Below are 10,471 nucleotides of genomic sequence, written 5' to 3' on the forward strand. Positions count from 1 at the left end.
CTGCGCCGCCCGCGGCGGGCGGCGCGGCGTCGACGACGGCCACGCCCGCGACCCCCGGCGCGCCGACGTCACCCGAGGCGCCTTCGCCGAGCGAGGCGCCCACGTCACCCGTAGCGCCCGCCGCGCCGCAGCGGACCCGCTCACCGGTGGAGCCCCCGTCCGACGCACCCGCGCCGCGTCTGACGCCCGTGATCCCCCAGTTGTGGGACGGGGGCACGCCTGCGAGGGATCCGGCGTGGTGGCGGACCGGCTCGCCGACCTTCGGCGCGTCTGCCGTGGAGCGGTTGTCGGCACCGACCTCCGCGGCGCCCCGGGCGGCCCGGACGGTGTGCGTGAACGACGGCGTCCGGGCCGGCTCCCGGCGGATCGCCTGGCACTGACTGCGCCCGGCACGACGACGCCCCGCGCCCCGCCGTCAGGCGGGTACGCGGGGCGTCGTCGAAAAGCGGTGACCCGCGGTCAGTTGGCCGCCATGATCTCGCGCATCAGGCGCGCGGTCTCGGACGGCGTCTTGCCGACCTTGACCCCGACGGCCTCCAGCGCGTCCTGCTTGGCCTGCGCGGTGCCCGACGAGCCCGAGACGATGGCGCCGGCGTGGCCCATGGTCTTGCCCTCGGGGGCGGTGAAGCCCGCGACGTAGCCGACGACCGGCTTGGTGATGTGCTCGGCGATGTACGCCGCCGCGCGCTCCTCGGCGTCGCCGCCGATCTCGCCGATCATCACGATGGCGTCGGTGTCCGGGTCGTCCTGGAACGCCTGGAGGCAGTCGATGTGCGTGGTCCCGATGATCGGGTCGCCACCGATGCCGACGGCGGTCGAGAAGCCGATGTCGGCCAGCTCGTACATCATCTGGTAGGTCAGCGTGCCCGACTTCGACACGAGACCGATCCGGCCCGGCTTGGTGATGCTGGCCGGGATGATGCCCGCGTTGGACTGACCCGGCGTGATCAGGCCCGGACAGTTCGGGCCGATGATGCGGGTCTTGTTGCCCTTGGCACCCGCGAGCGCCCAGAACTGCGCGGTGTCGTGCACCGGCACGCCCTCGGTGATGACCACCGCGAGGCCGATCTCGGCCTCGATGGCCTCGACGACGGCGTCCTTGGTGAACTTCGGCGGCACGAAGACGACGGTGACGTCGGCGCCGGTGGCCTTCATCGCCTCGGCCACGGTGCCGAACACCGGTACCTCGGTGCCGTCGACGTCGACCGTGGTACCGGCCTTGCGCGGGTTCACGCCGCCGACGATGTTCGTCCCGGAGGCGAGCATCCGGTGGGTGTGCTTCATCCCCTCGGAGCCGGTCATGCCCTGGACGATGACCTTGCTGTCCTTGGTCAGGAAGATAGCCATGTTGGGTCGGTCTCCCTTACTTCGCGGCAGCGAGCTCGGCGGCCCGCTCGGCCGCGCCATCCATGGTGTCCACCTGCTGGACCAGCGGGTGGTTCGCGTCGGTCAGGATCTGGCGACCCAGCTCGGCGTTGTTGCCGTCCAGACGTACGACGAGCGGCTTGGTGACCGCCTCGCCCTTCTTCTCCAAAAGCGCGAGCGCCTGCACGATGCCGTTCGCGACCGCGTCACAGGCGGTGATGCCGCCGAAGACGTTGACGAACACGGACTTCACGTCGGCGTCGCCCAGAATGATCTCCAGGCCGTTCGCCATCACCTCGGCGGACGCGCCGCCGCCGATGTCGAGGAAGTTCGCCGGCTTGACGCCGCCGTGGTTCTCCCCGGCGTACGCGACCACGTCGAGCGTGGACATGACCAGACCCGCACCGTTGCCGATGATGCCGACCGAGCCGTCGAGCTTGACGTAGTTGAGGCCCTTGGCCTTGGCCGCCGCCTCCAGCGGGTCGGCCGCGTCCTTGTCTTCCAGCGCCTCGTGGTCGGGGTGGCGGAAGCCGGCGTTCTCGTCGAGCGAGACCTTGCCGTCCAGCGCGATGATCTTGCCCTCTTCGGACTTGATCAGCGGGTTGACCTCGACCAGCGTGGCGTCTTCCTCGACGAAGACGGTCCACAGCGTCTGCAGCGCGGCGACGATCTGGTCCGCGACGTCGGCCGGGAACTTCGCGGCCTCGACGATCTCGCGGGCCTTGGCCTCGGTCACGCCCTCGTTCGCGTCGACCGGGATCTTCGCGAGCGCGTCGGGGTTCTCCTCGGCGACGATCTCGATCTCGACGCCGCCCTCGACCGACGCCATCGCGAGGAAGGTCCGGTTGGTGCGGTCGAGCAGGAACGAGACGTAGTACTCGTCCACGGGCTTCGCCAGGCCGGCCAGCATGACCTTCTTGACGATGTGGCCCTTGATGTCGAGACCGAGGATCTGCTCGGCCTTCTCGACGACCTCGTCGGTGCTGAAGGCCAGCTTCACGCCGCCGGCCTTGCCGCGGCCACCGACCTTCACCTGGGCCTTGACGACGGCCTTGCCGCCCATGCGCTCGGCGGCGGCTCGTGCCTCCTCCGGCGTGAAGACGACTTCACCGGGCAGAACCGGCACACCGTGCTTAGCGAAGAGATCCCTCGCCTGGTACTCGAACAGGTCCACGCGGGTCCGTCCTTGTGATCGCGATCGGATATGCGGAAGATGCGCAGCCGCGTCCGTCGTCGCGCAGGGTCCGGCAGGCTCGCCCCCAGACTCTGGTGGACGGCGTCCGCACGCGTAGCTGATCCGCCTTGCAGGTTATCGGGCTGGAGTGTCAGGCCCGAAACAGGGTCTCGGGCACACACCGCGGGCACCCCTCGAACCCGGTCCCGCCGGGTGTCGAGATCCGCCCGTTTACGCCTGTTCCACCGTGACACAGGGAACACACCGAAACGGACGCGGTGAGGCGGATGTGGCGGATCCCACGCCGGCGGCTTACGGCAGATGATCACACTTGCCGAGAATCCCGGCGAACGAACGAACGGAGCGGACAACATGGACACACAACCCAGTCCCGACGAAGGAGCCGAGATGACTGCGCTCGCCCAAGAGGCGCCTGCAGCCTCGCCGTCCGAGATTCTGTTCGCGCACCCGACCAGGTTCATCGCCGCGATCCCGGTGCCGAAGGGCATCCGCGTGGAGTACATCGAGGAGATCTACCACGTGACGCCCCCAGCCAACGAGGAGCACAACTACTGGGCGAGCGAGATCTACCATCAGCTCCGCCTGGCAGGCGTGGACCTTGCCGTCATCGGGACCGGTTATTGCGCCGAGCCGGCGGGCTCCAAGCACGTCACCGGCGCGTTCATCCCCGACTTCGTGATCCAGCACAGGCGCTCGGACGAAGCCGATCAGGCATATCGCACGGCCCACGATGGTTGGTACCCAGCGAGCATGGTCCGTCTCGCGGGCGAGGTCACGTCCCCCGGGAACGCCTCGATCGACCGCGAGGGTAAATACCGAACCTATGCTCGCGCGGGCATTCCGATTTACGTTCTGATCGACCGCGAGAAGCGCTCGGCGATCGCCTACTCCGACCCGGTCGATCGAGGCAAGGACTCCTATTACCGGGTCGCCGACCGAGTGAAACTCGGCGAGAAACTTCCGCTTCCCGACGGCCTCCCGACCCTCGACACCGATGCGCTCACCTGACGTCTCGGACCGCAAGCGGCCACCGCCGCGCCGAGCAAGCGATCCGGTCGCGCAGCTCTACGTCGATCCTCACCGTGGTCCGCATGCCCGATCAGCATGCCCGATTCGAGCCGGTTCTACGGCTCCGGTACCGGAAGCGGCACCCCCTGGATCGCCGCCGCCATCACCTGCGGAAACAGGTCGGGCGTACACGCGAAAGCCGGGCTGCCGAGGGCGGCCAGCGCTGCGGCGTTGGTGTGGTCGTAGGCCGGGGCGCCGTCGTCGGACAGGGCCAGCAGGGTGACGAAGGACGTGCCCGCCGCCTGCATGGCCGCCGCTCTGCGCAGCATCTCGTCGCGGACGCCGCCTTCGTAGAGGTCGCTGATCAGCACCACGACCGTTTCCGCCGGGCGCGTGATCAGCGATTGGCAGTAGGCCAGCGCGCGGTTGATGTCGGTGCCGCCGCCGAGTTGGGTGCCGAACAGAACGTCGACCGGATCGCTCAGTTGATCCGTGAGGTCCACGACGTTGGTGTCGAAGACGACCAGTGAGGTCTTCAGGGACCGCATCGAGCCGAGCACGGCGCCGAATACCGACGCGTAGACCACCGAGGCCGCCATCGAGCCGGACTGGTCCACGCACAGCACGACGTCCTTGCGCACCCCGTGTCGCTGTCGCCCGTAACCGACCAGGCGTTCCGGTACGACCGTGCGGTGTTCGGCCTGGTAGTGCTTGAGGTTGGCCTTGATCGTGGCGTTCCAGTCGATGTCGTGGTGCCGGGGCCGGTTGATCCGGCTCGACCGGTCCAGCGCGCCCTGGATCAGGCTCGTGGTGCGTTGGCCGATCCGTCGCTCCATGTCGGCGACGACCGTGCGCACCACCGCGCGCGCGGCCTCCTTGGTGGCGTCGGGCATCAGTTTGTTGAGCGACAGGAGGGTGCCGACCAGGTGTACGTCGGGCTCCACCGCCGCGAGCATCTCGGGCTCCAGGAGCAGCCGGGTCAGGTCCAGCCGCTCGATCGCGTCCTGTTGCAGGATCTGCACCACGCCCGACGGGAAGTGCTCGCGGATGTCGCCGAGCCAGCGCGCGACCGACGGCGCGGAGGCGCCGAGGCCGCCGCTGCGCGGGCCGTTCACGCGTCGGCTGCCGCGCGGGGCGACCGCCGTGTTCTCGGGGCGGTACAGGGCCGCGAGGGCCTGGTCGATCCGGGTGTCCTCGCCGGTGAGCCCACAGCCCGTGCCGTCGGCGTCGCCGCCGAGCACGAGCCGCCAGCGGCGCAGTCGTTCGTCGTCCATGGTTCCCCTCACGAGCGGATCGCGGGTGTGCGGGTGAGACCGAGGATCTCGGCGAGCAACGGCAGCACCGTGTCGGCCCGGGCCACGTCGAACACCTCCGCGGTCGCGTCGCGGGCCGGTGCGCGGGCCGGCGTCCGCAGTCGTTCGCCGAGGGTGCGGCGCTCGGCTGCGGAGAAGGTCGAGAAGGTGCGGCGCAGGAGCGGCAGGATCTCGGCGAACAGGTCGGCCGGCGTGGTCGCGATCCAGTCGTCGACGAGGGTCGTCAGGCGGTCGTCGTGGATGAGCAGCATGCCGCCGCCCGCGAGGAAACCTTCGATCCAGGCGGCCGATTCGCGGTGCGGCACGCCTCGGGTCAGGGCTCGGGCCAGGCGGGGCGCGGCCGCGTCGGTGTCGAGGCGGCCGAGGTCGAGCAGGATGCGGGTGGCTCGGCCGGTGAGCAGGCCCGGCAGGTTCTCCCGGGCGGCCAGGCGGTCCAGGGTCGCGTACCACTCCTCTTGTCGATCGCGGGTCAGGAGTTGTACGGCCGCGTGCACGTCGTCGAGGTGTCGGTGCATCGCCTTGGCGCCGTCGTCGTCGAGGCCGGCGCACGCGGGGATCAGGCCGACGCAGATGCGGACCACGAGGCCGGCCACGACGGTGTCGAGCGCGGAGGTGTCGGTCCCGCGTACGTCGCCGTAGCGCAGCGCGCGCACGAGACCCGGCAGGGCCTCGGCGAGTCGGCCCACGTCGGTGTCGAGCGCGGCGCGTTGGTCCAGGACGCGCATGATCACCGGTAGTGCGTCGGGCAGGTCGGCCCGCAGGCAGCGTTCGGCGACCGCGGTGACGTCGGCCAACGAGGTCGCGCAGATCGCGAGGTCGACCGCGCGGGCTTCGGCGGCGGCGACCACGGTGGTCCCCCACACACCCGCTTCGGCGACCCGGATCGCGAGTTCGGGCTGCCAATCCAGTCGCCACGCCTCGCGGAAGGTGCCCTTACTCTCGCGGGCCGGTGCGGGGGTGCCCCACGGGATGTCGAGCAGGGCGAGCCGGTTGAGCAGGCGGCTGCGGTCGGCGTGCGAGTCCTTGCGCAGGTCGAGTTCGAGGTCACGGGCGCCGGCCTCGGGCTTGATCCTGAGCCGGCGTTGCTCGCGGGAGAGGTCGCGCTGAAGCGGTACGGCGGGCACGGCGTCGGGGACTTCGCCGATCACGTCGCCGACCACGAGGGCGTCGTGGACCAGCGCCAGCGGCCCGTCGACACCGTCGCACATCACCGCACGCACGGCCTCGATCGTCTCGTCGAGGCCGGCGAGCGGCCGATCGCGCAGCGCGGCGAGCGCGGTCGCGTGTCGGGTCGCCTCGATGACGTGGGCGGGGGACACCGGGTGGCCTGCGTCGCGCAGCAGGGACGCGATCTTGACGAACCAGCGGGGCAGCAGTTCGGGCTGGTCGGCGTGCGCGTACAGGTGCCGGTACCAGCCCGGGGAGGTGACGCCGGCGCCGTAGCCGGAGCTTTGCGCGAGGCGGCGGTGGGTCCAGGGAACCCAGGTCGTCTCGATCCTGATCCTGCTCTTGTGGGGAGCGAGCAGCGCGCGGTCGGCCGCGGCGCTCGGCATGGTCGCGAGGGCCGGTACGTGCCAGGCGCCGCACACGACGGCGATCCGACGGTGGCCGGCGCGGCGCGCGGCGCGGATCGACTGGCGCATGTGCGCTTCGCGCAGGCGCTCGGCGCGGTCGTCGGTGGGGTGCGGGGGCTCGTCCTCGCGCAGGGCGGCCATCGCGTCGGCGAGGGCCGCGAAGGGCGTCAGGGCGTCGGCCCCGGTGGGCAGTCGGTGCTCGACGACGTCCTCCCACCAGCGCTCGGGGTCGTCCTGGCCGGCGAGCGTGGCGAGCGCGGCGATGGGGTCGATCCGGGCGGGGTGCCGGGTGGCTTCTGCGTCTGCCTCCGCGTCCGCTTCTGCGTCTGCCTGTGGTTCCCGGGGCTCGCCTGCCTGTTCGCGTTCCTTGCGGGCGCGGTCGAGGGCGAAGGTCAACGCGACCGGGAGATCGATGAAGCGCACCGGCAGGTCGTGGTCGGTCGCGTGCCGGATCGCGATCCACTCGGGGCTGAATTGCGCGTACGGCCAGAAACCGGCCTGGGCGGGATCGTCCGTCGCGTGCGCGAGCAGCGCGACGGGCGGGCGCAGGTCGGGGTCGGCCGCGAAGGACAGCAGCACATCGGCCTCGGGCGGTCCCTCGATCAGCACGATGTCGGGCTCGATCTGCGCGAGCGCGGCGCCGACGGCTCGGGCCGAACCGGGGCCGTGGTGGCGCACGCCGAGCAGGATCACCGATTCCTCGGCGCTCACCCTGGAGGCCATCAGGCCCGGTCCGCGTCGCGGCAGGCCCGGTAGAAGTCCTGCCAGTCCGCGCGCGGACGCACGGCGGTCTCCAGGTATTCACGCCAGACCTGGGTGTCGGCGGCCGGGTCCTTGACCACCGCGCCCAGGATTCCGGCGGCGACGTCGGCGGAACGCAGCACGCCGTCGCCGAAGTGCGCGGCCAGCGCGAGCCCGCCGGTCACCACGGAGATCGCCTCGGCGGTGGACAGCGTGCCCGACGGGGTCTTGAGCCGGGTCCGCCCGTCCTCGGTCAGGCCGCTGCGCAATTCTCGGAACACCGTGACCACACGCCGGAGTTCGGCCTCCGCACCGGCCACGGGCGGCAGGTCGAGCGAGGATCCGAGCTGGGCGACCCGGCGGCTGACGATGTCCACCTCGGCGTCCGCGGTCGCGGGCAGCGGGAGCACGACGGTGTTGAACCGGCGGCGCAGCGCGGAGGACAGGTCGTTGACGCCGCGGTCGCGGTCGTTCGCGGTCGCGATCAGGTTGAAGCCGCGAACGGCCTGTACCTCGTCGGTCAACTCCGGTACGGGCAACGTCTTTTCGGACAGGATGGTGATCAGCGAGTCCTGCACGTCGGCCGGCATGCGGGTGAGCTCCTCGACTCGGGCCACGAGCCCTTCGCTCATCGCGCGCATGACGGGACCGGCCACCATCGCCGAGCGGCTGGGCCCGTGGGCGAGCAGCCGGGCGTAGTTCCACCCGTAGCGGATCGCCTCCTCGGGGGTGCCCGCCGTGCCCTGGACGAGCAGCGTCGAGTCGCCGCAGACGGCGGCGGCGAGGTGTTCGGACACCCACGTCTTGGCGGTTCCCGGGACGCCGAGCAGCAGCAGGGCCCGGTCGGTCGCCAGCGTCGTGACCGCGACCTCGATGATCCGGCGCGGCCCGATGTACTTGGGCGAGATCACCGTCCCGTCGGGCAGCGTGCCGCCGAGCAGATACGTCGCGACGGCCCACGGCGACAGCTTCCAGCGCGGCGGCCGGGGCCGCTCGTCGGCGGCGGCCAGTGCGGCCAACTCGTCGGCAAAGGCGTCCTCTGCGTGCGCCCGCAGCACGACCTTCTCGACGGGCTCGACGGAAACGGCCACAACGACTCCCCCACGGCTCGAACACAACCGGACGAAAACAAGCGTGCCGGTCCGGTCTGACACCGAGGAGCCGTTCCGCGCGTCAGAGTTCGTCGAGCAGGAACCCGGAGTCGACGGTGAACCCGAAGGGTTCGGGCAGCCGTACGTCGGCTCCGGCTTCGACGCGCTCGGTGTACGTGTACTTCCCGTTCACCGGCTCGAAGTGCACGATCACCTCGTGGGTCTTGCGATCGACGATCAGGGTGACGGGTACCTCTGCGGCCGCGTATTCCCCCGGCTTTTCGCGGAGGTCGACTCGGCGCGTATTGCCTGACGTCACCTCGACGAACATCCACACACCCGACGCGGACAAGGCGTGCCCGTCGCGAAACTCCGCTCGCGACCCTTGGTCCACGACCACGAGGTCGGGAGTGCGCTCGGTGCCGACGGCGAGAACGAAGGGGATGCCTTCGAGGACGTGGATCCCGCCTGGCAGACGCGGTTCGAGCAGGTCACGCAGATCGGCCAGGATGTTCGCGTGCGCCGGGCCGGGTGGCACCTGCATGAGCAGCCCGGCGGGAGACGCCTCCCATCGAAGGCTCTCCGGGAAAACGTCGGATTCGCGCAGGATCCGCAGTGCCGTGAGCCGCCACGGCGCCAACGGATCCGAGTGTGCCGTCGCGTCGGTCACGGGGATCCTCTCCTTGCGGGCTGCCTCGATCCTAGAACGCTCATCACCCTCCGCGATTCCACTGTCACGCATCCGCGCTCGCGCGTGCGGACCGGAGTCGGGCGCGCAGCGTAGTGGGGTCGGCAAGGCTCCCGAACCCGTCCCCGCAGGTCGGGGTCGGGGTCGGGATCGGTCCTGCGGGTGACCGGATGTGGAGCACACCACCTCCACGCGCGCGGGCCGCGATGTTGCGCCCACAGTCGACGCCATGGAGCGATCCGCGCCTTGGGCCTCCGCCGCTCGACCACCGATGCGTTGTCCACTCCTTCCCGCGCGGGAGGCCGCGTCGTCCCCCGGGGGCGCCTCGCCCGCCGGGGGCGGTCCCTGTTCCCGCTACCGGCCCCGGGTCGCCGGGTGTTCGGGGCCGGCTTTCGGTGGGGTTGGGCCCACGAGTTCCTCGCGCATCGTGCGGCGGTGGCGCAGGGTGTCGGCCAGGGCGTGGAAGGCCTTGGGCCATTCGCCGTCGGGCTCGGGGCCGGCCAGGGCGTCGACGCGCTCGGCCAGTGCGGGGTCCAGGCCGCGGCCGGCGACGTCGCGGGCGCCGCTGAAGCTCCAGGGGTAGCCACCGGACTCGGCCGCCTTGGCGAACGCGGCCAGGACGGCGTCACCCAGCGGCGCCGGCCACGGGGTCGGGCAGTTGGTCAGGAGTTGGAGGGCTTCCGAGAGGCCGTACTCGGTGATGTGGCGGGCCACGTGCTCGGCGCATTCGGCCGCGGGCAGCACGGTGAGAAGTCGGGTCGGCGCGCCGCGGCCCGCCAGCGCCCTGGCCCACCGCGCGTCGCGCTGGAGCACCGCGGCGCGGGCCCATCCGTCGCGGACGTCCTCGGCGAACCGTCGGGGCAGGCGGCGGGCGACGATCGTTTCCGGGGTCTCGCCGAACACGTCCCCCCACAGCGCGAGCGGCGTGCCGGCGACGATCTCGCCGAGCCACCACGAATGGTCCTCGCGGCCGGTCGGCGACGTGTCCGAGATCCCGTCGCGGCGCATCGCGTCGTCGCACCCGGTGGGCGGCACCACGCGCACCCGGTCCGCGCCGTCGGGGCGCAGGCACACGGACGCCCGCTCGCGCATCCGGGCCGCGAACGCCGAGCCCGGCAACTCGGTGAGCAGCCGCGCGGCGGCGACCCGGACCACCTTGGCCCGATCGTCCAACGCCCGTTCCAGGAAAGCCTCGTCACGGTCCGTCAGGCCGGTGCGCAGCGCGGCCGTGAGCACCGCCCGGTCCTCGGCCGACTCGGTCCGCCAACTACGGTCCAGCAGCCCGCGAGCCGCGTCCGGATCGCTCCCCCGCACCACCCTCAGCGCCGCGAGCCGCTCACCGAACTGCCCGTGCCGCCACAGCTCCACCGGATCCTCGGCGTCACCGACCGCGACCCGGGTCAGCCAGGCCCAGTCGGGGTTGAGCCCGGCGAGCCACCGCCCGCGCGGCCCGGCCAGGTCGGCGACCGTCTCGCGCAGATCCGTCCGCGACCGGG

8 protein-coding genes and 1 pseudogene are annotated in these 10,471 nt (G+C 71.5%); 1 reads left to right on the forward strand and 8 read right to left on the reverse strand.

Features of this window, described 5'->3' with window-relative positions:
• From GT354_RS37930 to sucC, 3 genes and pseudogenes are all read right to left on the reverse strand, one after another.
• A pseudogene (locus GT354_RS37930) lies at positions 1–217 on the reverse strand (exosporium protein); the annotation flags it as partial.
• 242 nt (positions 218–459) lie between these two features.
• On the reverse strand, positions 460–1,347 hold the full coding sequence (sucD, locus tag GT354_RS37935; protein WP_161360928.1) for a succinate--CoA ligase subunit alpha: 888 nt from the start codon (positions 1,345–1,347) through the stop codon (positions 460–462).
• A gap of 16 nt (positions 1,348–1,363) precedes the next feature.
• Entirely contained in the window at positions 1,364–2,539 is a 1,176-nt protein-coding gene (gene sucC / locus GT354_RS37940; RefSeq protein ID WP_161360929.1) for an ADP-forming succinate--CoA ligase subunit beta, read from the reverse strand.
• A gap of 408 nt (positions 2,540–2,947) precedes the next feature.
• Between sucC and GT354_RS37945 the strand changes: the two genes are divergently transcribed.
• Positions 2,948–3,568, forward strand: coding sequence for a Uma2 family endonuclease (locus GT354_RS37945; protein ID WP_161360930.1), 621 nt, complete (start codon positions 2,948–2,950; stop codon positions 3,566–3,568).
• A gap of 116 nt (positions 3,569–3,684) precedes the next feature.
• Here the strand turns inward: GT354_RS37945 and GT354_RS37950 are convergent, their stop codons facing one another.
• From GT354_RS37950 to GT354_RS37970, 5 genes are all read right to left on the reverse strand, one after another.
• Positions 3,685–4,842, reverse strand: coding sequence for a VWA domain-containing protein (locus GT354_RS37950; protein ID WP_161360931.1), 1,158 nt, complete (start codon positions 4,840–4,842; stop codon positions 3,685–3,687).
• An 8-nt stretch (positions 4,843–4,850) separates the two neighbouring features.
• Entirely contained in the window at positions 4,851–7,178 is a 2,328-nt protein-coding gene (locus GT354_RS37955; RefSeq protein ID WP_161360932.1) for a DUF5682 family protein, read from the reverse strand.
• Positions 7,178–8,254 (reverse strand): AAA family ATPase, encoded by a 1,077-nt coding sequence (locus GT354_RS37960; protein WP_161360935.1) that lies wholly within the window; start codon positions 8,252–8,254, stop codon positions 7,178–7,180. The genes GT354_RS37955 and GT354_RS37960 overlap by 1 nt, the downstream gene beginning before the upstream one ends.
• A gap of 115 nt (positions 8,255–8,369) precedes the next feature.
• Complete coding sequence (locus GT354_RS37965) at positions 8,370–8,957, reverse strand: Uma2 family endonuclease (protein WP_161360933.1); 588 nt, start codon at positions 8,955–8,957, stop codon at positions 8,370–8,372.
• A 372-nt stretch (positions 8,958–9,329) separates the two neighbouring features.
• A partial coding sequence (locus tag GT354_RS37970; protein ID WP_161360934.1) for a DUF5691 domain-containing protein occupies positions 9,330–10,471 on the reverse strand: 1,142 nt, incomplete at its 5' end.

The organism is Streptomyces sp. SID3343, from assembly GCF_009865215.1.
In the GTDB taxonomy this organism is placed as follows: Bacteria; Actinomycetota; Actinomycetes; order Streptomycetales; family Streptomycetaceae; genus Embleya.

Coding starts and splice junctions, on each gene's coding strand:
- sucD (WP_161360928.1), bottom strand. CDS start 1,347: ATGGCTATCTTCCTGACCAAGGACAGCAAGGTCATCGTCCAGGGCATG.
- GT354_RS37945 (WP_161360930.1), top strand. CDS start 2,948: ATGACTGCGCTCGCCCAAGAGGCGCCTGCAGCCTCGCCGTCCGAGATT.
- GT354_RS37950 (WP_161360931.1), bottom strand. CDS start 4,842: ATGGACGACGAACGACTGCGCCGCTGGCGGCTCGTGCTCGGCGGCGAC.
- GT354_RS37955 (WP_161360932.1), bottom strand. CDS start 7,178: ATGGCCTCCAGGGTGAGCGCCGAGGAATCGGTGATCCTGCTCGGCGTG.